The 26234-nt window shown below is 38.2% G+C and carries 27 protein-coding genes and 3 pseudogenes; 12 read left to right on the forward strand and 18 right to left on the reverse strand.

Annotated elements, in window-relative coordinates; all coding sequences use genetic code 11:
- Nucleotides 1–14: 14 nt before the first annotated feature.
- Nucleotides 15–809, reverse strand: a complete 795-nt coding sequence (locus PZE06_RS14155) for a DUF2935 domain-containing protein (protein ID WP_150916590.1) — start codon at nt 807–809, stop codon at nt 15–17.
- 315 nt (nt 810–1124) lie between these two features.
- Between PZE06_RS14155 and PZE06_RS14160 the strand changes: the two genes are divergently transcribed.
- A complete protein-coding gene (locus tag PZE06_RS14160; protein ID WP_150916588.1) occupies nt 1125–1658 on the forward strand; it encodes a DJ-1/PfpI family protein in 534 nt (177 codons plus the stop codon).
- Between the two features lie 187 nt (nt 1659–1845).
- Here the strand turns inward: PZE06_RS14160 and PZE06_RS14165 are convergent, their stop codons facing one another.
- Genes PZE06_RS14165 through PZE06_RS14175 form a run of 3 tightly spaced genes read right to left on the reverse strand, consistent with a single transcriptional unit; the run spans nt 1846 to nt 5386 of the window.
- Nucleotides 1846–3717 carry a PTS fructose transporter subunit IIABC gene (locus PZE06_RS14165; RefSeq protein WP_150916586.1) on the reverse strand — a complete coding sequence of 624 codons (1872 nt, stop codon included), beginning with the start codon at nt 3715–3717 and terminating at the stop codon, nt 1846–1848.
- Nucleotides 3714–4640 (reverse strand): 1-phosphofructokinase, encoded by a 927-nt coding sequence (gene pfkB, locus PZE06_RS14170; RefSeq protein ID WP_150916584.1) that lies wholly within the window; start codon nt 4638–4640, stop codon nt 3714–3716. Before pfkB ends, PZE06_RS14165 begins: the two co-directional genes overlap by 4 nt.
- Nucleotides 4637–5386 (reverse strand): DeoR/GlpR family DNA-binding transcription regulator, encoded by a 750-nt coding sequence (locus PZE06_RS14175; protein WP_150916582.1) that lies wholly within the window; start codon nt 5384–5386, stop codon nt 4637–4639. Before PZE06_RS14175 ends, pfkB begins: the two co-directional genes overlap by 4 nt.
- Nucleotides 5387–5582: 196 nt before the next feature.
- Here PZE06_RS14175 and PZE06_RS14180 point away from each other — a divergent pair, with 196 nt between their 5' ends.
- On the forward strand, nt 5583–5906 hold the full coding sequence (locus PZE06_RS14180; protein WP_150916580.1) for a hypothetical protein: 324 nt from the start codon (nt 5583–5585) through the stop codon (nt 5904–5906).
- A gap of 85 nt (nt 5907–5991) precedes the next feature.
- Nucleotides 5992–6171 (forward strand): H-type small acid-soluble spore protein, encoded by a 180-nt coding sequence (locus tag PZE06_RS14185; RefSeq protein ID WP_150916578.1) that lies wholly within the window; start codon nt 5992–5994, stop codon nt 6169–6171.
- 234 nt (nt 6172–6405) lie between these two features.
- On the opposite strand, the gene PZE06_RS29565 is transcribed toward PZE06_RS14185, so the two are convergent.
- Nucleotides 6406–6783: a CAP domain-containing protein gene (locus tag PZE06_RS29565; protein ID WP_309145449.1), complete on the reverse strand. Its 378-nt coding sequence runs from the start codon at nt 6781–6783 to the stop codon at nt 6406–6408.
- Between the two features lie 59 nt (nt 6784–6842).
- Here PZE06_RS29565 and PZE06_RS29570 point away from each other — a divergent pair, with 59 nt between their 5' ends.
- Nucleotides 6843–6971 carry a hypothetical protein gene (locus tag PZE06_RS29570; RefSeq protein ID WP_306421215.1) on the forward strand — a complete coding sequence of 43 codons (129 nt, stop codon included), beginning with the start codon at nt 6843–6845 and terminating at the stop codon, nt 6969–6971.
- 58 nt (nt 6972–7029) lie between these two features.
- Here PZE06_RS29570 and PZE06_RS29575 read toward each other — a convergent pair whose 3' ends face one another.
- Nucleotides 7030–7419, reverse strand: coding sequence for a hypothetical protein (locus PZE06_RS29575; protein ID WP_306421216.1), 390 nt, complete (start codon nt 7417–7419; stop codon nt 7030–7032).
- Nucleotides 7420–7891: 472 nt separating this feature from the next.
- Here PZE06_RS29575 and PZE06_RS14195 point away from each other — a divergent pair, with 472 nt between their 5' ends.
- Nucleotides 7892–8605 (forward strand): CAP domain-containing protein, encoded by a 714-nt coding sequence (locus PZE06_RS14195; protein WP_150916576.1) that lies wholly within the window; start codon nt 7892–7894, stop codon nt 8603–8605.
- Nucleotides 8606–8957: 352 nt separating this feature from the next.
- Here the strand turns inward: PZE06_RS14195 and PZE06_RS14200 are convergent, their stop codons facing one another.
- The 6 genes from PZE06_RS14200 to hutP form a co-directional block, all read right to left on the reverse strand.
- Complete coding sequence (locus tag PZE06_RS14200; protein ID WP_225310690.1) at nt 8958–9209, reverse strand: rhodanese-like domain-containing protein; 252 nt, start codon at nt 9207–9209, stop codon at nt 8958–8960.
- Between the two features lie 208 nt (nt 9210–9417).
- Nucleotides 9418–10395 carry an agmatinase family protein gene (locus PZE06_RS14205; protein ID WP_150916572.1) on the reverse strand — a complete coding sequence of 326 codons (978 nt, stop codon included), beginning with the start codon at nt 10393–10395 and terminating at the stop codon, nt 9418–9420.
- The gene (gene hutI / locus PZE06_RS14210) at nt 10392–11657 is read right to left on the reverse strand and encodes an imidazolonepropionase (RefSeq protein ID WP_150916569.1); all 1266 of its coding nucleotides are present in this window, start codon (nt 11655–11657) and stop codon (nt 10392–10394) included. The genes PZE06_RS14205 and hutI overlap by 4 nt, the downstream gene beginning before the upstream one ends.
- On the reverse strand, nt 11657–13327 hold the full coding sequence (hutU, locus tag PZE06_RS14215) for a urocanate hydratase (RefSeq protein ID WP_150916567.1): 1671 nt from the start codon (nt 13325–13327) through the stop codon (nt 11657–11659). Before hutU ends, hutI begins: the two co-directional genes overlap by 1 nt.
- Before the next feature lie 35 nt (nt 13328–13362).
- A complete protein-coding gene (hutH, locus tag PZE06_RS14220) occupies nt 13363–14886 on the reverse strand; it encodes a histidine ammonia-lyase (protein ID WP_150916565.1) in 1524 nt (507 codons plus the stop codon).
- Between the two features lie 220 nt (nt 14887–15106).
- Entirely contained in the window at nt 15107–15550 is a 444-nt protein-coding gene (gene hutP, locus PZE06_RS14225; protein WP_150916563.1) for a histidine utilization transcription antiterminator HutP, read from the reverse strand.
- Nucleotides 15551–15879: 329 nt separating this feature from the next.
- On the opposite strand from hutP, the gene PZE06_RS14230 reads away from it, so the two are divergent.
- Nucleotides 15880–16509: a LysE family transporter gene (locus PZE06_RS14230; RefSeq protein ID WP_483314066.1), complete on the forward strand. Its 630-nt coding sequence runs from the start codon at nt 15880–15882 to the stop codon at nt 16507–16509.
- 39 nt (nt 16510–16548) lie between these two features.
- Here PZE06_RS14230 and PZE06_RS14235 read toward each other — a convergent pair whose 3' ends face one another.
- Nucleotides 16549–16905: a hypothetical protein gene (locus PZE06_RS14235; RefSeq protein ID WP_150916558.1), complete on the reverse strand. Its 357-nt coding sequence runs from the start codon at nt 16903–16905 to the stop codon at nt 16549–16551.
- Between the two features lie 206 nt (nt 16906–17111).
- Between PZE06_RS14235 and PZE06_RS14240 the strand changes: the two genes are divergently transcribed.
- Nucleotides 17112–17972, forward strand: coding sequence for a manganese catalase (locus PZE06_RS14240; protein ID WP_150916556.1), 861 nt, complete (start codon nt 17112–17114; stop codon nt 17970–17972).
- Nucleotides 17973–18022: 50 nt separating this feature from the next.
- Here the strand turns inward: PZE06_RS14240 and PZE06_RS14245 are convergent.
- Nucleotides 18023–19377, reverse strand: a pseudogene (locus tag PZE06_RS14245) (amino acid permease).
- 148 nt (nt 19378–19525) lie between these two features.
- Here PZE06_RS14245 and PZE06_RS14250 point away from each other — a divergent pair.
- Nucleotides 19526–20388 (forward strand): annotated as a pseudogene (locus tag PZE06_RS14250) (manganese catalase).
- Between the two features lie 208 nt (nt 20389–20596).
- Here PZE06_RS14250 and PZE06_RS14255 read toward each other — a convergent pair.
- The 4 genes and pseudogenes from PZE06_RS14255 to PZE06_RS14265 all read right to left on the reverse strand — a co-directional run bounded on the left by PZE06_RS14255 (nt 20597) and on the right by PZE06_RS14265 (nt 24371).
- Nucleotides 20597–21721, reverse strand: a complete 1125-nt coding sequence (locus tag PZE06_RS14255; protein WP_150916618.1) for an MGDG synthase family glycosyltransferase — start codon at nt 21719–21721, stop codon at nt 20597–20599.
- A gap of 48 nt (nt 21722–21769) precedes the next feature.
- Nucleotides 21770–22303: pseudogene (locus PZE06_RS32105) on the reverse strand (YkoP family protein); the annotation flags it as partial.
- 240 nt (nt 22304–22543) lie between these two features.
- Nucleotides 22544–23047: a DoxX family protein gene (locus PZE06_RS14260; RefSeq protein WP_150916554.1), complete on the reverse strand. Its 504-nt coding sequence runs from the start codon at nt 23045–23047 to the stop codon at nt 22544–22546.
- A gap of 247 nt (nt 23048–23294) precedes the next feature.
- Nucleotides 23295–24371, reverse strand: a complete 1077-nt coding sequence (locus tag PZE06_RS14265; RefSeq protein ID WP_150916552.1) for a glycoside hydrolase domain-containing protein — start codon at nt 24369–24371, stop codon at nt 23295–23297.
- A gap of 533 nt (nt 24372–24904) precedes the next feature.
- Here PZE06_RS14265 and PZE06_RS29580 point away from each other — a divergent pair.
- The 4 genes from PZE06_RS29580 to PZE06_RS29595 are packed head-to-tail and all read left to right on the forward strand — an operon-like array spanning nt 24905 to nt 26104.
- Nucleotides 24905–25333, forward strand: a complete 429-nt coding sequence (locus tag PZE06_RS29580; protein ID WP_306421218.1) for an HTH domain-containing protein — start codon at nt 24905–24907, stop codon at nt 25331–25333.
- A 32-nt stretch (nt 25334–25365) separates the two neighbouring features.
- Nucleotides 25366–25620, forward strand: a complete 255-nt coding sequence (locus tag PZE06_RS29585) for a hypothetical protein (RefSeq protein WP_306421219.1) — start codon at nt 25366–25368, stop codon at nt 25618–25620.
- Entirely contained in the window at nt 25620–25874 is a 255-nt protein-coding gene (locus PZE06_RS29590) for a hypothetical protein (RefSeq protein ID WP_306421220.1), read from the forward strand. Before PZE06_RS29585 ends, PZE06_RS29590 begins: the two co-directional genes overlap by 1 nt.
- The gene (locus tag PZE06_RS29595) at nt 25871–26104 is read left to right on the forward strand and encodes a hypothetical protein (protein ID WP_306421221.1); all 234 of its coding nucleotides are present in this window, start codon (nt 25871–25873) and stop codon (nt 26102–26104) included. Before PZE06_RS29590 ends, PZE06_RS29595 begins: the two co-directional genes overlap by 4 nt.
- Nucleotides 26105–26234: the final 130 nt, after the last annotated feature.

Genomic DNA, 26234 nt, shown 5'->3' on the forward strand with positions numbered 1-26234 from the left:
CACTAAAGACAGCCTTAAATTTCTAATCTTGGTTTAGTCGGATCACATTGGGGCTGTTCAATATCTGTTGTTTCAGCAAGTTTTGTTAAATAATAACATTCTTCACGCATCATATGGTCTGCCATTAATGGAGCAAATGTACCTAATGCTTCTTTACTTAATTCTAATTCCTCAATTTCATTTAAGAAGCCCATAAATAAATTCATTTCCAGTTGGACGTCATGATTGAATTTTTCGAGGGCGGGAAAAGTTGATAAATTTGTCCGTAAAAAGCCTGTCAATTCAACTGCTTTTAAGTAAAAAGCTTCAAAGTCCTTTGTAAATTCATCGCTTTGCCGTTTTATTTTTTTCTCAACCGTTTCCATATTGTCAGAGATGGCTCCTGCATGACCAGCACCGTCTAACAACCAAATTAAATGATGATGAAGTTCATGAAATACTGGTGGAACTTCTCCTTTTTTCAAATACTCTAACAGCAGTAAGTATTCTTCCAACTCGTTAACCATATGATTAATAAATGCTGGACCTAAATGAATCGTTATATAACCTGTCAAATGACGCTCAATAATATCCAATTTAAACTGCCGCAATTTCTTTGCTTCCACCTCGGCCCTTTCGCTTAATTTCATTAAATCCGTACCCTCAACCTGATGTAATAATTGATCAAAAATTGCAATAAAAGCACTTGCTTGCTCGATCAACTCTTTTTCATTCGGACCGAGTGAATCATGAATAAACCTCGCATGATCCCCTAGTACTTGAAGCCAAAAACGATGTTCAAATTGTGCGGCTTGTTCATAATTTGCCATATACAAATCCCTGCCCTTCTTCAAATTTCACCTTAATGTCATCTCATAAAATATATAGGTTCTTTTTAATAAATATGAGCGTGTGTTTCTTTATTTTGCCTTTGTTATACACCCATGTTGATAATTGGTTCATTTTGCTCTCCTTTCAAATATACCGAAAGACCTATGAACCATGTTTTACAATAAACGAGCCCAAAACTTTTTGTCAACAATTTAAGTTAAAAAAGACTTAATTTTAAGAATTTTAAAGGAGTTTATCAAAAAATGTAGAAATTGTTATAACAGAGAGTGAAATTTTTCCCAGGAGGTGCGGTAATGACAACCGGCATCTTACTTTATCCAAGATTTAGCGAATACGAGCTATCTGTCATTCTTTCTGTCTTAACCCAAGCCAATCATCCGAAAATATTTATTGGATTAAATGATGAAGCGGTCAAGGGTGAGGCCGGTCTGACCTGTCTACCAGAAACAACTATTGAAAAAATACAGCTTGAACAATTACAAAGTCTAGTCCTCCCAGGTGTTGATGACTTTCAACATTTAATGGAAATCGAATCACTTTTTGAATTTATTCGCAAAGTATATGAACAAGATGCTGTCATCGGAGCCATTTCAAGTGCACCATTTTTGTTAGCGAAAGCAGGAATTTTACTCGATCGGAATTATACGACAGGGATTTCAAAGCAGGCGCGAGAATTTTTAGGGGTCTTTTCTGAAAAAGGGTACGTTGATGCTCCCTATGTGTTCGATAGAGGGATTTTGACGGCAAAAGGTGCTTATTTTATCGATTTCGCCAATAAGTTCGGTCAGGTTTTAGAATTGGATTTTAATCGAAATTGGTATCGTTAAACGCAGATGCATAAAAACAGCTTCCTCGCTCAGCGCCGGAAAATTTAGAACGAAGATACCGTTCTTTTCCGATAAAATTCACGGCAAGTATAGACCTGTTACACTTTAAAAAGAAATATCGATATGAACAAACTAAACGGCATTAAAAAACGAACAAGGCCCAGATAACCTTGTTCGTTTTTACTTTTTATTTAATAGGCTTTTTGAGTACTCCTAGCAAAATAGCGGAAACGACTGCACCAATCGCAATTGCCAATAAGTACATGAACCAACCACCGCTAACCAGTGGAATAACGAATAATCCGCCATGAGGAGCCTGTAGACCGATGCCAAAAAGCATGGACAAACCTCCTGCTACTGCAGAACCTGCCATCAACGATGGTATGACTCGAACCGGATCTGCTGCTGCAAAAGGAATTGCTCCCTCAGTAATAAAGGATAGACCCATAATATAGTTCACTTTACCAGCTTCACGATCTTGCTTATTAAAGCGATTTTTGAAAATAGTTGTCGCAATCGCAATTCCAAGTGGAGGAACCATACCTGCTGCCATTATCGCTGCCATTGGCTCATAAACACCACTTGCTAATAGCCCTGTTCCAAATACATATGCCGCCTTATTAACAGGTCCTCCCATATCAAATGACATCATTAATCCAAGAATAATTCCTAATAAAACAGCATTACCTGTTCCAAGAGTAGAAAGCCAATCAGAGATACCTGTATTTAAAGCGGCAACTGGTTTATTGACAACATATAACATAATAAAACCAGTTAATGCAATTCCCAATAATGGATAGAGTAAGATCGTTTTAATCCCTTCGAGTGAAGCAGGTAAACCTGAGAAAATCTTTTTCAAACCAATCACTAAATAACCGGCAAGAAAACCAGCGACGAGACCACCGAGGAAACCGGCACCACCTGTCGCTGCAAGCATACCACCTACCATCCCAGCTGCAAAACCTGGACGATCAGCAATGCTCATCGCAATAAAACCAGCTAAAATCGGAATCATTAGCCCGAAAGCTGTACCGCCACCAATCGTATTTAATGCTTCCGCAATGGGATGATAAGATGGATCATTTGGGTCGGATGCGTTAACCCCAAACATAAAGCTAATGGCAATTAATATCCCTCCGCCAACAACAAATGGTAACATATTAGAAACACCGCTCATTAAATGCTTATAAATCGTCGAAGCAAAACTACGAGAAGATTCTTGTTTATTTTCTAGCTTCGCTCCACCTTGTCCTTTATAAATCGGTGCATCTTGTTTAATCGCTCTTTCAATCAATTGCTGTGGCTTACGAATTCCATCAGCGACAGGAACTTCTATCACATGCTTACCATTAAAACGGTTCATTTCCACATTTGTATCTGCAGCAACAATGACAGCAGTCGCATTTTCAATTTCTTCTTCGGTCAATATATTTTTTGCTCCACCTGACCCATTCGTTTCAACTTTAATATCGATCCCAAGTTCTTGGGCTTTTTGTTTCAATGAATCAGCTGCCATATACGTATGAGCTATCCCCGTTGGACATCCTGTTACGGCGACGATAAAGTCTTTTTTTCCACTCATCGACTGCTCTTCTACTTCTTTTTCCTGATCATGTTCATTAATAATCGCAATAATTTCATCCTTTGTGTTTGCAAGTAAAAGTTGCTCTCTTACTTCCGCATTCATCAAAATAGTCGAAAGTCTAGAAAGGGCTTCCAAATGGGTATTGTTGGCCCCTTCAGTTGCAGCAATCATAAATACTAGATGTGCTGGCTCACCATCTAGTGATTGGTATTCAACACCAGACTGAGAGCGACCAAACGCAATAGCTGCTTCACGAACTGCGCTTGTCTTTGCATGAGGGATAGCAATACCTTCTCCAATTCCTGTAGTACTCTGGGCCTCTCGCATTAAAATGGCCTCTTTAAAATCATTTTTGTCGGCTAATTTATTGGCTTGATCAAGGATCTCAACCAATTCTTCAATTGTGTCATTTTTTCCATTTCCACTAATGGATAGTTTTATCGTTTCTTTTGTTAACAACTCAGTAATTCTCATGATTGTTCCCCCTTTATCTTTACTATCTTTACTTGCGTCAATACTTCCTCTACCTTATCCTTCGTACATAATCCTAAGGAAAACGCTGTCGCACTTCCGCTCGCTACACTGTATCGAAAGGCTTCTTCATAGTCACCACTAAGCTCGTACTTAGCAATAAAGCCCGCAACCATTGAATCTCCTGCACCGACAGAACTCTTCAATTCCCCAGTTGGCGTATTAGATTTCAATGTCGTATCCTTATTAACAAAGATTGCTCCTTTACCTGCTAAAGAAACGATCACATTTTCTGCTCCCATTCCCACTAGCTTTTTTGCATAAGGAATAGCTTGCTCCCCACTCTCAATTTTCACATTGAAAAAGTCACCCAATTCATGATGATTAGGCTTAATGAGAAAAGGTTTATACATAAGAATGCTTTTGAGAAGTTCCTCTTCAGCATCGACGATCCATTTCACTTTTCTTTCCAGACAAATTTTAGCCAGATCCTCATATGTGTTTCTTGGCATTGAGGTTGGAATACTTCCCGCTAAAATAAGGATGTCGTTTTCGGTAAGGTTTTGAATTTTGTCCTTTAATGCTGTGAAATCACTTTCTAAGATGGCAGGACCTTTTGCATTCAGCTCTGTTTCCTCTTCAGCCTTAATTTTGACATTAATTCTTGTATCTTCATTAACGTAAACAAAGTCTGTTTCAATTCCGTTTTTTTTCAGAAAATCTTCAATATAAGCTCCAGTAAAGCCCCCTATAAAGCCTAGTGCTCTACTATTCACACCAACCCTTTTTAACACTTGTGACACATTTATCCCTTTTCCACCAGGAAACTTCGATTCAGCGCTGGAGCGATTTAAGCTACCAAGTTCAAATTGGTTCAATTTAACGATATAGTCTAAAGATGGATTTAATGTAACTGTGTAAATCATGATGTCACAACCTTTATAACTGTTTTTTCCTCATATTGTTTTTCAATATCCCGCTCTAACTCGTTCGTAATGATCGTTGCTGCTTCAATATCAGCAATTTTAGCAAATGCAACTTCTGTAAATTTAGAATCATCCGCTAAAATGAATGCTTCTCGCGATAACGAAATGGCTAATTCTTTTATGGTCGCTTCCTCCTGATCAGGGGTTGTAAATCCGAAATGAGGATGGATCCCATTAACTCCCATAAAGCATTTGTCAAAACGATAATGTTGGAGACTTGCCCAAGCGTCTCGACCAATGATGGCTTTTGTCGACGGTTTGACAAAGCCGCCAATTAAATATGTTCTTATATTTTTTTCTAATAGCAATGGCAAATGCGTCATTCCGTTTGTGACTACGACGATGTTTTCTGGTAGATGCGGGATCATTTCTAGAATGGTTGAACCCGCATCTAGATAAATGGAATCACCTTCTTCGATTAATCCAACAGCAAATTTTGCGATTTTTTGTTTTGCTTGATGGTTTTTGGATGATTTTTCAATCATTGACGGCTCTTGTAATTTCCCCTGTAGTCTTGCTGCACCACCATGAACCCTCTTTAAAAATTTTCTATTCTCTAAATATGTTAAATCTCGGCGAATCGTTGATTCAGATGAAGCGGTAAGTTCTACAAGCTCGTGAATTTTTACTGTATTTTTTTCTTTTAACAGCTTTAAAATTTTTTCGTGTCGTTCAGTTTCTAGCAAGAAACCACCTCCATTGAAGCGTTTTCATCATTATGTTTCTATCATACTGCAACTTTCAGCCAAAATCAATCATTTTTAATCAATTTTAATCAAAAACAATCATATTCTTTCATAAACCTTTTCAATCAATTGTTTCTAATAACGAGAAATGGTAGCATATATATGCTTCAATAATTAATAAGAGAGGTTTTTATCCATGGCTAAAATAAAAATTTTTTATTTCTTCATTATTCTCGTTCTCCTGATTTTGTTTTTTGGCCTATTTGGCACCATCAATGATCGAATTATTCTTTTAATTTCAGATACAACTGTGCAAGATTTGTCGGCAAGTGCGATTTTCCATAAAATTTTATTTGCACTTCAGGCATTAGCACTGCTAGCGATCATATTCGTCATTTATAAAAATGGGTTACCTTTCAAACGAGAAGGGAAAAAATTAACCAAAAAATCGATCTCAACCATTCTAACGATTTCACTCATCATGATTGTCTTTCCTTATGCTGTGCTGATGTTTCTGTAATATTTTCGCTTTAAATTAAATGATCAGCATAAAGTATCCATTCCTCCGACAAACTAACAATGATAAACAGGAAGGAGGAAAACAAATGGACATTAAACGTATTAAACAAATTTTATCTTCTTCAGCAGATATTGAAGTTCATTATAATGGTGCATCAGTTTGGATTGATCAGCTTAATGAAGATGGACAAACTGCAACCGTCCATTTAAGAGGACCTTTAGAAGAAAGAACTACCGTCGAAATTTCCGAATTAAGAGAAGTATGAGTAAATAGTAACAATTTGCCTAACCTGAAATCATATGGTAAAATAAAAATCAACATATTGATTTCATCTTCTTGATTTTCACTACATATAGGTTAGTTTTCTACTCGAACACGTCTCTTTTATCCGTTCCCCTTTTGGAACGGTTTTTTTTAGGTATTTTCACCTACTACGCTAATAAATGAATATGTATAAAAGGGAGTCCTATCCATAACAATAAGACTCCCAAAAGGATTATTATCTTCCAACAAACATTTGCGTCCAATGATTTCCATTTTGTTCATATCCAACGCCTATATGAGTAAAGGAAGAATTTAAAATGTTCGCGCGATGTCCTTCACTATTCATCCAAGCTTGAACAACTTCCTGCGGTGTTCTCTGTCCTTGTGCAATGTTTTCACCAGCTGATTTATAAGTGACACCAAAGTCCCTCATCATATCGAACGGTGATCCATATGTTGGACTCGTATGTGAAAAGTAATTATTCGCCTGCATATCTTGAGACTTTTTCAAGGCAACACTACTAATTTTCGCATCAGCCTTTAATGCTGGTAAACCACTTTTTGCACGTTCTTGGTTTGTCAGATCGATAACTTGTTGGGCAAATTCACTTATGTTGCCTGTTTCACCCTGTCCTTGCTCCTGTTGTTTGGGCTGCTCAGCAGGTTGCTGCTGTGCTTGTTGTTGCTGCCCTTGCTGTTGCTGCCCTTGTTGTTGCTGGCCTTGTTGTTGCTGCCCTTGCTGTTGTGACGGTTGCTGCTGGCCTTGTTGCCGTTGGACTTGTTGTTGTGCTTGTTGCTTAGCTTGCTGACGTAGTTGTGGTGTTAATTGTCCGAATCTTGCTTTTAATTGTTCTTCAAGCTACTTCTGAATTGAAGCCAAATCATTTCCGTCTGCTGGAGTAAAGGAAAATTTTGCATCTTGGATCAAAACAGCTTTGGTATGTGGATATTTATCACTGTTAATGCTTGTGTTAGAAGCAGAAATATCGACATTGTCATTGCGACGATTAGCTCTATTTTCTCCTTGAAATCCCATATCATTAGCGACGTTGTCAATAAAGTCGGTTCCTTCTTCCCAACTGCGCTCAAAAAAACCACGATTATTGTTAACATCATTGCGAACAGGGAGCGTACCTGTTCTGCCGTCATTCGATGGATCATGGGCAACATTGTCATTACCTACTCCACATGCGGCAAGGCTGAATAGCAATACAGAAGTCAGTACAATACTTGATGTTTTCTTTATCAATTAAAACCCCTCCTTTATAAAATGTACTAACTACTTCCTTAGTTTTAATGGAAGCGTGAGATAATATAGGTGGTAATTATCGCGTTAAATGGAAAACATCTTTATAAAAAACATGAAAATGGGTACCCTATTGGAATTTCAATTTGCGTTAAATGTAGATACGTTTTTATTGCCATTTTCCATTAAATTTAGTTACATATTCGTTATAGATGTAATAAACTCCCCCTTTTTTCCACCATGTCAACCCCAAATTAGTTGTAATTTATAACATTCAATCCTAATATTTACATTTATTGATTTTAGTGAATTTATTTTAGAAACGTAGGTATTTATTGGGTTGCATCACAAATGGAATAATCATTCATCTATTTCATAGCCTTAGCATGGAAAAACCTCCCTGAAATATGACAAAAATCGCATGCTAACATGAAGAAGCAAGAAAACACAAGATTTTTCTAGGAGGCTATACCATATGAAAAAGAAATTCATCGTACCAATCGCTGCTTCTGCCGCTCTTTTATTTTCCTCGGCAGCAACCATTAGTGCAGATGCTGCACCTATTGAGACAAAACAAGTGAAAAACATAGTTATTTACCAACAAGAAAATTTAAATAATGAGCAAATAAATCGTTTACTTAACAAATTTTTGCAAAAGAGTCAGAGCCATTTCAAACATAATCAAAAACAACAAACGAACAACGACAAAACGGTGACAACAGATAAACCTGTTTCTACGAAGCCTGTACCAGCCCAACAATCGCCAAAAGAACCGGCAACAAGCCAACAACCATCAAAGTCCAGCACTCAAGCAAGTGCCTTTGAACAAAAAGTAGTCGATTTAACTAACGAAGAGCGCGCTAAAAATGGGCTTCCAGCCTTGAAAACTGATGCAACTTTAAGCGAAGTTGCAAGAATAAAATCTGAGGACATGAAAGCAAAGGGCTATTTCAGCCATACAAGTCCAAGCTATGGTTCTCCTTTTGATATGATGAAGCAATTCGGGGTTTCTTATCGTTCTGCTGGAGAAAACATTGCCATGGGACAGCGTTCACCTGAAGAGGTCGTGCAAGCGTGGATGAATAGTGAAGGGCATCGCGCCAACATTTTAAATTCCTCATTTACCCATATCGGCGTTGGCTATGTAGAGAATGGGAATTACTGGACACAAATGTTTATTAGTAAATAATAGCATGTAAAAAATATAGTTTAACTCTGTCAAATTCAATTATCGATAAAGGGATTTTAGAGGATACCTCTCAATCCCTTTTCTTTTTTGCCTCAAAAGATCGTAAAAAGATCGATGTTGAGTTTTGTACCTGTCCTCATAAGTTATCTGAAAAATCAAAATTAAGTTCCGATAGTCAACTTGCCTCATACAACTACTCAATTTCTTTCAACGTCTTTTTCATAAAAGAATTATCCGCGACAATAAGAAATTTGTTCAAAACAAAAAAACTGTCGACAAACTCGATTAAAAACGAGTCTATCGGCAGTTTGACCAACCAACGAATCCTGTAGTTTTTAAACATCTAACTCCTTTAATTACATTGGCAGTCTGTTATTGTATAGCTTTTAACCGCATACCCTTTTTTTCTTAAGAAACGAATACTGATATTTTTTTCAAGTGGATTCGCAGCAACAACATGTATTTGTTTACCAGGAATTTCATGAAAATATCTATTTAAATACGCCACTGGTATATTAATCGCGGCTTGAGTAACGTCCTTATATGATTGATTATAATCTCGAACATCAACGATCGTTGTGCTATTCTCATCTATTTCCAACATTTGTAGACAACGTACTCCCCATACGGGTAAATACCGAGAAAGGTTGAAAACAAGAAATATAATAACTATTAGAATAAAAATCGTCATCCTATCCCCACCTGTAAGCAAAAGTTGCGAGCAGACATAATCATTTTAAACACTTCTTATCGATAGGTCAATTTTATTATAAAGCCCACAAAAAACTTACTAGCAAGCATAGTAATCGATTTTACGTTAATTTTCGAACAGCGACACCGCTTAAATATTGCAGCCAAGCATAGACTCCGATTTTAACCGTTTCAGCGACAATTGAATCCTTCGTTGGATCGAGACAAACAAAATCAATATGATTAACCTCTTGATGTGTCCCTATCTCAAACAATATATCAAACAATTCTTGTGAGTTCATGCCGCCTGGAGTCGACGCTGGAACACCAGGTGCAACGGAGATGTCTAGAACATCCATATCAACGGTTACATAAATTCTATCGACCTCTGTTTCCAAATACTCGATTGACCTCTTTATCGTATGCACCAAACCTCGATTTCTTGCTTCATTTAACGGAATTAGCTTAATTTCTTTTTCCCGTGCGTAGTCAACAAGGGACTTTGCATTAAAAAAACCATGCAAGCCAATATTAATAATATGCCTACCCTCAACAACTTTTCCATCAATTAATTGACGAATAGGTGTTCCATTTGCTGGTCCAAGCTCTCTTGGATCCCTCACATCTAGGTGCGTATCTAATTGAAGAATACCAATTTTTTCCTCGGGATATTGTTCTTTTATCCCACGAATAGCACAAGCAGTAACAGAATGATCACCTCCGATGAGAGAAGTGACAGAGCGAGCATATTTTTTAACGATGTAGGAGGTCGCTGCCTCTATTCTCTCATGAGAAAGGAGAATATCAGTCGTATGCATTTGAACATCGCCAGCATCTGCCACGTTAAGGCTTGTTAGATCAATATTCTTTTCAATTTGATAGGTAGCAAACTTTTTCCACATTTTCCTAAATTCATCTGGATATTGAGATGCGCCTGAAACACTTATCGATGAACGAGAAATTGGCGCACCATAAAGAACTACATCTGGATAGGACGATATTTCCTCTAGTGGAACGACCCATTGATGAACAAATTGCTTATCCACCGTGCTGTTGTTAGTCCATTTCCATTCAGGGGAATGCAACCAATGCCCATTCATTCATTTGACACCACCTTAACACCTTTTTTCCAAACACTTTTCACATGGTTAACACCAAATAAATATTGCAGTTCACGATAATCCTTTACATTCCAGACAACTATATCTGCCTGTTTTCCCTTCTCTAATGAGCCAACGACCTCTTGACGGTTTATGGCACAAGCGGCATTATAAGTTGCTGCTGTCAAAGCTTCTGCTGGTGTTAGACGCATCGTAATACAAGCAAGGTTCATTACTAAAGGCATCGAGGTGGTTGGGGATGAGCCAGGATTACAATCAGTTGAAATGGCAACTGGTACTCCTGCATCGATCATTTTTCTCCCTTTAGCAGCTTCTTCTCTCAAATAAAGAGCTGTTGCCGGTAGGAGACAAGCGATGACCCCGGCCTTAGCCATCATTTCAATCCCATGATCAGACGCTTTAAGCAAATGCTCCGCAGAAATAGCGCCAACTTTCGCGGCAAGCTCAGCTCCCCCATACGGTTCAATTTCATCAGCATGTATTTTCGGGATGAGTCCGTATTTTTTTCCAGCTTCTAAAATCCTTTCAGATTGCTCAGGAGTGTAGACTCCTTTTTCACAAAAAACATCGTTAAATTCTGCTAACTTCTCTTTTGCAATAATGGGAAGCATTTCCTCAATTAACAAATCAACAAACTGATCTTCTTTGCCTTTGTATTCTGGCGGAACTGCATGTGCCCCCATAAATGTCGGAACAAGATCGATCTGATGTTCTTTTTGCAGCTTTTTCATCACTCTCAATTGCTTTAATTCCGTCTCAAGGTCCATTCCATAACCACTTTTTCCTTCAATTGTTGTCACTCCATGCTGTAAAAAAGAGTTAAGTCTCCTTGAAGTTTGCTCAAACAGGTCCATTTCTGATACTTCCCGAGTCATCCTTGCTGTTGCATGAATCCCTCCACCAGCATTCATAATTTCCATATAAGTTGCACCTTCAAGGCGCATCTCAAATTCCCGTTCTCTGCTTCCCCCATAGACGACATGGGTGTGAGGATCAACTAGACCAGGTGTCACTAATAAATTATTTGCATCAAAGATTTCAGCCTCATGGAGACGGTTTTCGTACCGTTGCTTAATTTCTTCTGTCGTTGCAACTGCTTCAATGAATCCATTCTCAATCCAAATACTTCCATTTTCGATTATACCCAAATTAGACATCGCTTCTTTTGAACGGGGACCTTGTTGTTCGCTTGCAAGAGTAACCAGTTGAGATGCATTTTTGATCCAAAGAGGTTTTGTCATTATGACTCAGCCTCCTTCTCAAGCATCGGCATGCGAATTCCTTTTTCTCGAGCAGTCTTCTTCGCTAATTCATAGCCAGCATCCGCGTGTCTAACTACCCCCATGCCCGGGTCTGTCGTAAGTACTCTTTTAATCCGTTCCTCCGCTTCCTTTGTCCCGTCAGCAACAATGACAACTCCCGCATGCTGGGAATAACCCATGCCGACCCCGCCGCCATGATGAACAGAAACCCAAGTAGCCCCTCCAACCGCATTAATGAGAGCGTTTAAAATCGGCCAGTCTGATACAGCATCAGAGCCATCAAGCATGGCCTCTGTCTCTCTATTTGGAGAGGCAACAGAGCCAGAATCTAAATGGTCTCTACCGATGACGATAGGTGCCTTCAATTCACCACTAGCTACCATGTCATTAATAATTTTGCCGAAACGTGCCCGTTCTCCATATCCAAGCCAACAGATCCGTGATGGCAGACCTTGAAACTGAATCTTATCCTGGGCCATGCGAATCCAATTACATAAATGCTCGTTGTCAGCAAATTCTCTAAGAATAGCTGCGTCCGTTTTATAAATATCCTCAGGATCTCCAGATAAAGCTGCCCAACGGAACGGACCCTTACCGACGCAAAATTGCGGGCGTATATAAGCTGGTACAAAGCCTGGGAAGTCAAAAGCATTCTCTACCCCTTCATCCTTTGCTACTTGGCGAATATTATTGCCGTAATCAAAGGTGATAGCACCGTGTTCCATCATTTTCAACATTGCTATTACATGTCTTGCCATAGAACTTTTCGCTGCTTTTACGTATCTTTCTGGATTTCCAACCCTTAAACGTGCAGCTTCTTCTAAAGTCATCTGTGCTGGAATATAACCGTTTAACGGATCATGAGCAGAAGTCTGATCGGTTAAAACATCTGGAATAAAACCTCTGCTGAGCATTTCTGGCAAAATATCTGCTATATTACCTAATAAACCTATTGAAAGTGCCTTTCCTTCTTTTTTTGCAACGGCCGCCAATTGTAATGCTTCCTCTAGTGAATTGGTCTTAATATCGGTATACTTCGTTTCTAATCTCCGATCAATTCTTGTCTCATCCACTTCAACAGCAATACAAACACCACCATTCATTGTCACCGCGAGAGGTTGAGCACCTCCCATTCCACCTAATCCAGCAGTAACGGTTATCGTATGCTGTAATGAACCATTGAAATGCTGCTTGGCTAACTCGGCAAAGGTTTCATATGTTCCTTGAACAATCCCTTGAGAGCCTATATAAATCCAGCTTCCTGCTGTCATTTGTCCATACATCATTAAGCCCTTTTTATCTAATTCATGAAATGTATCCCAGTTCGCATAAGCGGGAACAAGATTTGAATTGGCGATGAGAACTCTTGGGGCATCTGTATGCGTTTTGAAAATCGCTACTGGCTTCCCAGACTGGATCATTAACGTTTCATCTGCTTCCAATTTTTTCAATGACTCAACGATTGCATCAAAAGATTCCCAATTTCGTGCCGCTTTGCCAATTCCTCCGTACACAACCAAATCCTCTGGACGTTCAGCAACCTCTGAATCTAAATTATTCATCAGCATCCTTAAAGCAGCTTCCTGCTGCCAACCTTTAGTATTTAGTTCCGTTCCTCGATAACGAATTACTTTGCTTGTGCTCTTCATCTCTTCTCCTCCTTAGTTTCAAAAATCATGTTATTTCAACATGTCTCGACTTCAAAAATTACTTTTTTTTTCGAAATAGCAACCGATGTTTTCAGCCATTCCTCTGCAACAGCAATATCCTTTGCAAAAACCCTATCCTTTTCAATAAAAGGAATTATGCTCCTCCCTTCTTCAAGGATTTCTTTTGTAATTGGACTCATTTTTTCCTTCCCCTTTATTTCTGCTGCCTGCATAGCACAAATTAATTCGATCGCTAAAACACGCCTCGTATTTGCAATAATCTGATAAGCATGTCTTGAACCAATCGTTCCCATACTGACATGGTCCTCTTGATTAGCAGAGGATGGAATCGAGTCTACACTTGCCGGATGTGCCAATGTCTTATTCTCTGAAACAAGTGATGCTGCACAATATTGCATGATCATCGCCCCTGATTGCAGCCCTGGTTCAGGACTTAAAAAAGGTGGTAAATCATTTAATTGCGGATTCACTAATCTTTCGATCCTCCGCTCGGATATATTGGCGAGTTCGGCAATCGCTATACCGAGAAAGTCCATTGCAAAAGCAATCGGTTGCCCATGGAAATTACCCCCTGAAATAACCTTTTTTCCACCTTCAAAAATAAGCGGATTATCTGTGGCAGCATTCATTTCAATTTCTAATTTTTCTTTCACATAGTTTAATACTTGCCAAGTTGCCCCATGTACCTGCGGAATGCATCTTAAAGAATAGGCGTCTTGTACTCTAATTTCCCCTTGTTTTGTTACAAGCTTGCTCCCATCAAGGATTTCCCTCATTCTTTCAGCTACCTTTATTTGCTCCGGATAACCGCGGGCAATATGGACATCCTGATCAAAAGCATCAATAATGCCATTTAATCCTTCCATTGTCATAGCAGCAATCAATTCAGATTGATAGGCCATTTTTTCTGCTTCTAAATATCCGATAACCCTCATTGCTGTCATCGCTTGTGTTCCATTAATTAAGGCAAGACCTTCTTTCGCTGTTAACGTAATAGGAAAAATCCCTTCTTTCGTCATTGCTTTTAAAGCCTCAACTCTACGACCTTTGTAAAATACTTCACCCTCCCCTAACAATGGAAGGACTAAATGGGAGAGTGGAGCTAAATCCCCACTTGCTCCCAATGAGCCTTGCTGAGGGACGACTGGATGGATCCCCTTATTGACAAACTCAAGCAATCTTTCAATTACTATTTTTCTAACGCCAGAGTACCCTTTTAAAAGAGCATTCGCTCTTAGGACTAGCATAGCTCTTGAGACGATTTCTGGAAAAACTTCTCCAACTCCTACCGCATGTGAATGAATTAGATTAAGTTGCAATTCTTCAACATGCTCCTTATTGATTAATACATCACTAAATTTCCCAAAACCAGTCGTAATCCCATAGACAACACGGTTTTCTTTAACAATTTTTTCAACTGCCGCTCGGCTTTCCTCAACTTTCTCCCAGCTTTCTTCAGAAACGGATACCCATTTTTGTTCAAAGAGAATTTCCTTCATTTGTTCTAATGTCAATGTATTTCCTGTTAAAACCACCATAATTCCACCCGCTTTCGTTTTATTTCTTTACCAAGATAAAGCAACACATAAAAAGGGAGCCATACACATAAAATCAAATTTTTGATTTTTCGTGTACAGCCCCCTAGTATCTAATAGCTCTGGGCATACTTTATGCAATTGGTTGTCTGAATCATGTAAGAATCAATATTAAAACTGGAAAAACATATTGGTATTGTTTAAATTTCGCCAACACATCCACTCAAATATGATTGATTCCAAGTCCTAATGTTTCATGCTCTAAACCTCGAACCGGTGCACCAATCGTTCCATAGATGGCGACTGCAATCCACTCGCCTTCTGCTTCATCTTCGTATGGATTGCCTCGCACCACGGCAAAGCGCAACCCGACCGTTCTCATCACTGAACCTAGCTGCATTTGCCCACGAGTTATTCCATGGAGAGCTTCCATGATCGCATGGTATAAAGCATGTGTTTCCCGATAAAGTTCTTGACTAATAACTCCTTGTTGTTTTGCTGCTACTTCTATCGCAGCAACTACCTTTTGCGACTCCATCGATCCCACTTTTCCTAAACAGCTTTTCCATCCTATTTGCTCTGTTTGTTGCGAGAGCTCACGATGGTCATCTGCTAGTAAAAGTAAGGTTGCATGACGCCCAATACGCTGTTCTGTCTTTAAAGCCATTGGCAACCACTCACTATTACATATTCTGACTAATATCGATTTCATTCCAAAGTTTACTTGGTCTGAAATTGACTCTAATATCTATTTTTAGAATATGGTAAATTTTCTTATATGTCAATCGAAATCACTGTCGCTGCCGACAATATTTCAGTTGGTTTCAGCGTCGATAGTTTCACGAATGTGTTATGGAGGATAAAGCTAGAATTCTAAAAGTTCATTCAGCTCCTCTTTATACGTGAATAAACTCGCTAAATTTTTTTGGACAAGTATTCATAGTTAAAATTTTCTCACATACAATGTACAAGTTAGATTGTTGTGGAGTGATGTTTTTGAGTATAAGTCTTTTATTTAGTTATATTCTACTCGGTTTTACTCTAGCTGCCCCCATTGGCCCGGTTAATTCTGCCCGGTTGGATAAAGGAATTAAAAACGGATTTTGGCATGCATGGATAGTCGGAGCAGGATCGATGATTGCGGACGGTATTTTTATGCTGATCGTCTATTTAGGAATGGTCCACTTCCTTGAGATTCCCATCGTACAAATATTTCTATGGCTTTTCGGTGGATTCATTCTTATTTATTCTGGAATCGAAGGGATTGTCAATGCAGGTGTTGTTACACTTGATGATCGGAGTGGAAAAGATAGCCTCAGAAAATGTTTCTTAACTGGATTTATCATGTCGATTACTAGTCCTTTATCGATTTTATTTTGGCTTGGCATTTACGGATCTGTTTTAGCAAAAACAGCGCAAATGAACGGACCAGGCTCCCTGCTTCTTTACAGCAGTATGATTTTTCTTGGTCTAACACTATGGGATCTACTAATTGCTTCACTCACAACAGGTTTACGGAAATTTCTTAATTCTTATATCCTCAAATCTATTTCCATTATATCTGGTTTATCACTAATAGGATTTGGTCTTTACTTTGTTTTCGAAGGAATTATTGAAATACTATAAAACTGGACTGGGACACTTTTCCCCAGTCCAAATCAATTATTATTTCTCCTCTTCTTTTTCTCCCTCTTCCTTTTTGTCAGCAATGATGTCATTCATCGTTCTAAAAATTTGTGTGTTCATACTCCCTTGAACAATATTTTCCAAAAAGAATTCTCCGATTAGCTTTAAATATTCTTCATCATCAAACATTTTCCTATTTTGTAATTCCATTTCCGCCAAACCTTCATACTTAGCAAGCAATGCGTATGTATAGTCATGTCCAGTAATAGGCGTCAACATTTCGACATGATGATTGTATTTTTCATTACGATATTTTTTGATTTTTTTTGCGCAAGTAATCGCTTCTTTAAATTTCTCTTGTTTAACCTCGAATGTTTGGTAAACAAATATAGACATTTTTTCACTTCCTCTCATTTATTCACCATGAGCTTGGCTGATTGAACCGTTACCATTTTATTATTCTTATGTAGCATCCCCTTTATTCCAGAGATTAGGCACTAGCGGAAAAATTTAGGCCGTTATCATAGACAAACACAATTAGAACATCGATAAATACAATAAAATGATAATCCAAATCGATAAAATATTTGAGGTGAATGACATTGTTCTATCACATTAAAGAATTACAATATCACGCAAAGCCTGAGAGACCGGATCCGATTTTCGCCAGACAATTACAAGAAGTATTAGGTGGCCAATTTGGCGAAATATCCGTCGCCCTGCAATATTTTTTCCAAGGCTGGAGCGTGAGGGGAAACGGAAAGTATAAGGATTTACTTATGGATACCGGGGCAGAAGAGCTCGCCCATATTGAAATGCTCGCAACAATGATTGCTCGCCTACTTGATGGTGCCCCTGTAGGTGATTTAGAGGACGCTGCTAAGGATCCAGTTGTTGCAGCAATTTTAGGTGGAATGAACCCTCAGCACGCTATCGTCTCAGGACTTGGCGCTATGCCGGCAGATAGTGTTGGCAATCGTTGGACTGCTGATTATATCATTGCAAGTGGCAATTTATTAGCTGATTTTAGAGCAAATCTAAATGCTGAATCGCAAGGACGACTTCAAGCAGTAAGACTTTATGAAGCAACAAACGATCGCGGTGTTAAAGACATGCTTTCTTGGCTAATTGCCCGAGATCGGATGCATCAAAATCAATGGATAGCGGCGATTAAAGAGCTAGAGGCAAAGGAAAATGTTGTCGTACCAAGCACATTCCCGAAAGAATTAGAGAAACAAGAAGTTTCCTATACCTTATTCAATTTCTCAAAAGGAAATGAAAGTGCTACTGGAAGATGGGCTCAAGGGCCGAGCATTGATAAGCAGGGTACCTTTAATTATGTTGAAAATCCAGTTCCATTAGCTAAACAGCCAAAATTAAAGCCTGCCCCACCTTATATTCACAATACTCTTCCCATTGTCCTTAGTGGAGGAAAAGGAATGCTACCTCCAAATATGAAATAATAACCGTTAGCTGCACAAACGCTCCCCTTTAACCATTAGGTATAGAGGGGTTATTTTTTCTTACGCTTTTTTAAATGTCTTATATAAAGGACAAGCAAAACAAGACCAACGAATAAAATACTTACAAAAAAACCGGGGCGACTGGACCCATGAATAAGTGTCCCACTGATCGCAAGTAATATTAATGCCATTCCTGTAAATCTTTTGACATGATCAAAACCAGTGGCGTGAATAAGTCTAGGAAAGGAAACGAGAATAAAAAACCAATTATATAAAAGCATCAATCCGGCAGCGGTTGTTATATATTCATACACCTTATCAGGCATCACAAAGGAGAGGATGATTGATGTAATGAGACCACAAATCGTTAATCCTAAAGCATATGGCGGAACCTTCAATTTTCCTTTCTTCGAAAAAAACTTCGGTGCATCTCCATCCTCTGATAAAGTGACTAACATACTCGTTACCGCAAATAGCGACGCTGCCATTGTTGAAAAACCAGCGATAATGATTCCTCCATTAAATACATGGGGAAAGAAATCTAAATGATATTTTTCGAGTGCACTCACAAATGGACTTTCGTCAGCGTTAAACTTATCGATTGAAACTAATCCAGTGGCTAATACCATAGATACAAGATAGACGGTTGTAAGAATGATGAGCATAATCGCTCCAGATTTCCTTGCATCTTCCTTATTTTTCAGCCTCGGGGCCATAATCCCCATAATTTCAATTCCCCCGAATGCATAAAAACCATAGATAAGAGATGCCCATAATCCCATCATCCCTTTAGGAAATAATTCGTCCATCGTTCCATGGATGGTAAAATCATTTTTGCTTCCACCAAACAGACCAAATAGGACAGCTATTGCCAAAATAATAAACATAAAAATTGCCGCTATTTTAACAATGGCAAAAATATTTTGCGCTCGTTCGAACCCCTTTGTTCCAATTACGACAACAATAACGCCCAAAATCGCATACCCCGCTGCAAATATCCAAAGCGGAAGATTTGGAAACCAAACCTCGATAAGATTGAAAGAGCTGTTAATTGACTTCCCGTAATTAACATCTCAGAAAACCAATAGACCCAGCCACTACTAAAACCAGCCCAACTGCCGTAAGCTTTCTTTGCATATGATCGAAAGGAGCCCTTTTGCGGATCCTTTGAAGACATTTTCATTAATGCATCCGAGACAATAAAAGTTCCTAAACCTGCCAGCAGAAACGTAATTAATATCGATGGGCCGGTCATCTTAATCCCAATTCCAGAACCAAGAAAATATCCTGTTCCAATAATACAGCCAACACCGATTAATGATAGCTGCCACCAAGCTAATTTTTTTTCACTTTTTTTGGAATCGTTATTATTCGTTAGACTCCCTGCACGTTCCGGTATCTCCATAAAGGTGTCCTCCCTCCATCCCAAATTATTATTCACATCCACCTGCTGATTATGTAAGGCTTGGTAAACATTTTAAGATACATAATATTCATTGCCGCACCGAAAACTATTGAAGTAATAAATATTTCATTAAAGGAGGCAACAGCAATTGTTTTATCACATAAAAGAACTACAGTATAATGCAAAACCGGATAAACCAGATCCTGTATACGCCAAAAAATTACAGGAAGTTCTTGGTGGACAATTTGGAGAAATCTCAGTAATGATGCAATATTTGTTTCAAGGGTGGAATTGTAGAGGAGAACAGAAGTATAGAGATATGCTACTAGATATTGGAACAGAAGAAATGGCTCATGTTGAGATGCTAGCAACAATGATCGCCCAATTATTAGATGGTGCACCAGTTACTGATCAGGAAGAAGCAGCTAAAGATCCATTGTTGGTGCCGTCATGGGTGGGATGAACCCGCAACATTTCATCGTCTCTGGCTTAGGCGCAAGACCGGATGATAGTATGGGCTATCCTTGGACTTCTCGTTACACAATTGCAAGCGGTAATTTACTCGCAGATTTCCGGGCTAATTTAAACGCCGAAAGCCAAGGTCGACTTCAAGTTGTTAGGTTGTATGAAGCAACCACAGACAAAGGCGTGAGAGATATGCTGTCTTTTCTCATTGCGAGAGATACGATGCATCAAAATCAATGGATGGCAGCGATTGAAGAACTTGAACAAACACAGAGCCCGATTGTTCCAAGTACATTCCCAACATCACTCGAAAAGAAAGAAGTTTCCCACTCCTTTATGAACTTTTCAAAAGGCGAAGAAAGTTCTGCTGGTCGGTGGGCAAGTGGACCAAGTATGGACAGCGCAGGAGAGTTTGAATATATCGCTGACCCGGAAGCGATGGGTCAAGTACCTGTCTTGAACCAATCACCTGCATATGTACATGCTACCCCGATTCCAGGAAGCCCATCTCCTGAACTTGATTCTGCCCATTATCAGCAGCATTAAAAAAATTGCGCTTTACGCTTCAAAATAATTCAACTTGAATTATTTTGACAAAAGATTTTATCCACTTAGCTTCCTTCAAAGCTTTTCGCCGTCCTGTTGACTAAATCTAAGAAGTTTCAACCTATCAGGAGCGATTACGCTTTTCATACATCAGCAACTTAAGGAACAACCGGAGGTCATTGACAGCAATGACCTCCGGTTATTCACATCATTTGCTTTCTAGCCACCGCGCAATGAGTTGTCCTGGTTCCGTGGAACATATTTCCCTGTGATACTTTTCAATTTGATAATGATAGTTTTGCAGGAGCTTTTCATCTTTAAGTACCGAGAGAACTTGTTCAAGAACCCGTTTCTTTTTCAAATGAAAAACAAGGCCGTTGTCCTTTAAATGCTCTAAATTAATTTGCTCTTGCCCTGGTAAAGCATGATATATAAAAATGGGCTTTCTTTTATAAATACATTCACTGATCGTGACCCCTCCTGGTTTCGTTATAATCGCATCCATTTCTTCATACAGTTGATTCATTTTATCCATGCTAGCAATGAACGGATACGCCTCTATGTAGTCAAGATTTAACGAAGAAATTTTTTTATAAAGTCCTCTATTTTTACCACAGAGAACAATGAGCTTTAACTTGTTGGGATAGTAATTGATTAAATCCTCCAATAATTCTTCGATTGCTCCTATGCCAAGATTTCCACCTGAAACCACCACTGTAAAAGTATTATTACATGAAGGTAATTTCATTGCGGTCCGCTTTATAATCTTTTTGTGAACAGGGATTCCAGTAATAAAGATTTGTTCCTCTCTCACTCCTTTTTCCAAAAGAAGCTTCTTCATTTGAGCAGTTGGAACAAAGTGTTGATCAATGCAATCTATTCCCCATAATTGGTGAATAAAATAATCCGTATATACATTAATGATTGGAGTTGTTATTTCCGCTTTTTGTTTTAAGTAATTTAGCATATAAGAAGGCAAAGAATGGGTGCAAACAATTAAATCAGGATTCGTTTCTGCAATAAGTTTTTTCATAAAACGCAGAAAAAGAAATTCGTACACTCGATAACGTTTTTCTTTTTGAGGTTCTTTGTACACTGTATTTTGATAGATCAAATTATATATCTTAGGAAAGCTTGAGATCCAATTGATATAAAATTGGGAAATGAACTTTTCAATTTTTCCGTAGCTATATGCTAAAATATCCGTTTTTCCACATTTTATTGCTGGATTTACTCTCTGTATACTATCTATAAGAGCACTTGCAACTTGATGATGTCCTGATGGAATTTGTAAAAAAGGTAAAAAGAGAACTGTTTTCTCAGAATTTCCCATTGCACTTTCCTCTAATCTATATCGACTATATCCTTTATATAATTTGCTTAGTTTAGCCATAGACATTAATAAGTAATTAGGTCTTTGTTTCTTTAACACATCATTCAGCCTAACACTTTCATGAGATAGAATACCTATGGGAAGAAAGCTTAACGTTTTGTACCATTTATAAATAGGGTTTATAATTTCAAAAATTTCAAAACCGAGCCGTTCACATCCTTTATTTAAAAGAGTAATTCCTATGATTCCTTTAACATTATAAGCGGACAAATGCTGGCGTATATAAAACTCTAAGCCTGGAAGTGAATTTTGCACATGACGATAAATAATTTTTGCCTTTCGTAGTTCACTTTTTATTTCCTTCACTTCCATTAGAAGGCGAACATTGTGAAGGTGAATTTTTACTAATATATCGTTTTTATTTATTTGCGTACCATCTGAAAGGACAATATTTCTTCCTTTATACTTTGTTAATCGAATCCGAAAAATATTGTCTCCTTTATCTGTGACATATTTTAAACGTGTGCAAGAGTAGTAAATGGGATCAATTTTTTGCCAAAACGAAAGAATATAGCCTCTCACTCATGGTCTCTCCTTTAAAACGAACAAATAAATAATAAGTTGATTTTTCGTCATCATAATTAGTTTCTAAAGTAAAGCTTAATTCTATCCTTAAGAAGCAAATTTTTTTAGATGATGGCTTTGCTTGATACTTGTAGTGATTTTGGTTCATTTTCTAAAACTTCTCTGGATAAGTAAAAGACGTGTGAAACCAAGGTTTCACACGTGCTTTCCCGAACATTTTGAACAGAACCGTTTTCACTACATTTGCCCAATTGGACCATCTGTTCTTGTAAACCTCTGTCTAAAAACGGGTAAAATGTAGCGGTCAAGTCCAAATCTACCTGCATTATATCCAGCAACTAATATAAAGATTGTCCATAAAAGCATTTGTGGATTTACGCTTATCGTCCCACTAAACAAAAAAGAAAAGTTCATAATTGCTCCCATTAAAGCAGCAAAAGTTGTAAAGATTCCAAGGATTAAGGCAATACCAACAAGAACTTCTCCCCACATCACCAAATAGCTAAATAATCCGGCATTCGGAATGGCAATAGCTTCTAAAAAGTTTGCCCACCACGGCTGAACAGTAGCATTTTCGCCTGTTGCATTCGCAACTGCACCATGTAAATATCCACTGGCATCAAACCCGCCTCCAGTTACTTTGCCCCAGCCACTTGTCAACCATTTATAGCCTAAATACAATCTCATTAACAATAAAGCCGTTGCTGCAATTTTGCTTTCTCTTAAGAATCGTACAAACATTTTACCAACCCCCTTTTTTTTATATTTTGTGTATCGATCATTCCGTATTCAAGAAAGTTTTTACTGTCATTAAAGGAGGGTCTGGTGAAGCAAGACAGCAAGAGTGTTTTAAAACAAATTAAATCTAGAAATTTCTCTTGTGAGAATGAATCGAAATCGGTTAAACCTCATGCATCCTTAAAAACTAATCGATCTTTTTTCTCTATCTAAAAGAAAAAAGATGGAATATAATCCCATCCTTCCTATACTACCAAAGTACTTCCCTCATATTTTTTGAAAAAAGATTTGTGTCAATATTACAGCTTTCCGCATCAATTCCGTATTGCCAACCGCCAACTTTTGAATTTTCAGGTGCTTCTGGTTCATATTTAGGGACGTTTGACTGTGAAGTGATTCCGATATTGGGAGCAGCTGTCCAAATATATGTTTGCTCATTAATATGGCTATTACTTTGTGCAGCTTCATTAAAGGCTTTTGTTAAATCAGATTCTGCATCGAAAATACCGTAAATCCCTGATTCATACTTTGAATCGAACATAACCTCTGACCAACCCCTTATGAATTCCGAGTCAACAGGATAATTCGGTTCAATATCAGCAAATAGTGCTACACCTTCAGGAACAGCAAACTCTTCAGCTTTAGCAATAGCTTGTTCGGCCTCACTTCGACCATTTTCATATCCTCTTGCATCCTCAAAATGATTCCAAATCAAGAGAATCTCGATATCATTTGAGTGAAGAAGCTCGATCTCATCTGCAGTTAGTCCTTCAGAAACTCCGTCTTTCTCCCCTAAATATCTTCCCCATATTAGAGGATCACCGAAATTTTCTCTTACACATGACAACATTTCTGACGTAGTATGGCTAGCCGAATCAACACCCCAAACGATTTCATCATTCGAGGTGTTGCTGCTTGCACTTGCATCATCGCCATTACTGTTATTAGAAGTTCCTTTATCTTCATGACCGGAATTTGATGTTTGTCCTTCTACATTATTGCCAATCTCATTTGTCACTTGAACATCTACATTTACTTCTATATTATTACTAACATTATTATCAACCGTATTTTTTTCACCGTTCTTCACATTATTATCAATTGAATTTTTAACTTCCGCATTTTCTCCATTTATATTGTTTTCAACATTATTTGTAATCGTACTATCTCCACTTTCCCCATTCCCACTCATTTCCGTTTCATCAGCCGAAACTTTACTTGATGCCGGTTCAGATAATTTGGGACCCATTAGAGAGAAAGAGAATACTGAGATGACAATGATGAAGAATGCTGTAACTACGAGAGGTATTAATTTTCCTTTTACCATATCCATTCCCTCCTTGTCTTTTCGCAACATCATATGCGACAAGGAATATGACCGTATGGGCTTGTGAAAAATTGGCAATAAACATAAAAAAGAACGTGGTCAAAAACTTAGCCTTTTTAATACCCTCTATCATATTGGTTGATTTCCCTTAAGCGGTCACTATTTCTAACAATGGATATTAAAGTTCTGATACGGAGAACATATCTAAATCGAGTGTCAATTTAGAAAAGCAATAATGATGTGAAGCAAGTACTGAGGCAAAGCAACATAAATAGCCGATTCCATCGCTTTTCATAAAAGAACCGTCTTTTGGCGTGGTGCATAATTTGAAGAAGTGGGAAAACAAAAATAAAGAAAAAACTCCCCTTTCATCTAAATAAAATACAAAAAAACATAAAAGAAAAAGCTGATATCAAACATTGAATTGAACCCCGAATAGTAGACACTTAAAAAAAGTGGACCTATTCGGGGTTTTTTCTAACTTAAAACCCCGTTATACTAAAAGTTATGAAGTAAGAACGGGAGAAATTAGGATGAGTAAAATGATATTCAATGAACACCAACGTAAACTACTAGAAACGAATCCAAATGTCGCTTCTGTATCTGATCGTGCAATTCAATATACATCCGAATTTAAAATTAAAGCGGTGAAAGAAAATCTAGCGGGTAAAGGGCCCGTACAGATTTTTATTGAAGCTGGCTTTGATTTAGAGATGATTGGACTCAAGAAAGCACAAAGTGCACTGAGTCGCTGGAGATCTACATATAAAACATATGGAGAAGCAAGTTTTTTAGAGGAACGTAGAGGGAAAGCCAGTACAGGACGCCCCACTTCTCAAAATCTTTCAGCCGAGAAAAAGCTAGAAAAAGCAGAAGCACGGATTAAATATTTAGAAGCTGAATTAGAACTACTAAAAAAGCTCGAAGCACTCGAAAGGCAGGCGAAGAAGAGACGATTCTAACACCCAAAGAGAAGTACCAAGTCATCAATGAAGTGATTCGTCTTTATCAACTAAAGAATATGACGAGTTATTTATGTGAGTTAACAGGTGTCAGTCGAAGTGGTTACTATAAATGGCTTCATCATACTGAAAAGCAAGTGATTCGTGAAGAACGAGATTATCAAGACTACCTCTTACTGAAATCAATTTATGATGAGGCGAAAGGAAAAATCGGCTATCGTGGCTTATACATGGCATTAGTAGAATTACTGGATAAGCCCATGAATCATAGAAGATTCTTCGATTAATGCGTAAAGTTAACTTCTTTGCGAAAGTAAGGCAAGCGAATCCTTATCGAAAGATCGCCAAAGCTACCGAAGCACATCGCACGGTGCCTAACCATCTGAACCGAGAATTTAAACAGGACGAGCCTGGAAAAGTATTCTTAACCGATATTACGTACCTACAATTCCAAGGCGGACAAACAGCTTATTTATCTTGTGTAAAAGATGTCGCTACAAGAGAAATAATTGCTTATGAACTCTCCAGTAGTTTAGTTTGAGTATTGTCTACAGAACACTGGCAAAGCTAGAGGAAGCATTAGATGGAAATATTCACCCGGAAGCAATGATTCACTCCGATCAAGGTGTCCATTATACGCACCCTGAATATCAAAAGCGCGTCAAAAAACTAGGACTCCTCCAATCCATGTCACGTCGAGGAAACTGTCTAGATAATGCCCCCATGGAATTATTCTTTGGCCATTTAAAAGATGAAGTAATTACAAGGTGACGAGTAACATAGAAGAATTGAAGTACATGATTGATGATTATATGGAACACTATAACAACCAGAAAGCAATGGAACTTAAAAAAGATGACTCCGGCAACTTACCGAAGTCATCTCATCGCTGCATAGATCG

Source organism: Robertmurraya sp. DFI.2.37 (genome assembly GCF_029211245.1).
GTDB lineage: Bacteria > Bacillota > Bacilli > Bacillales > Cytobacillaceae > Robertmurraya > Robertmurraya methanolica_A.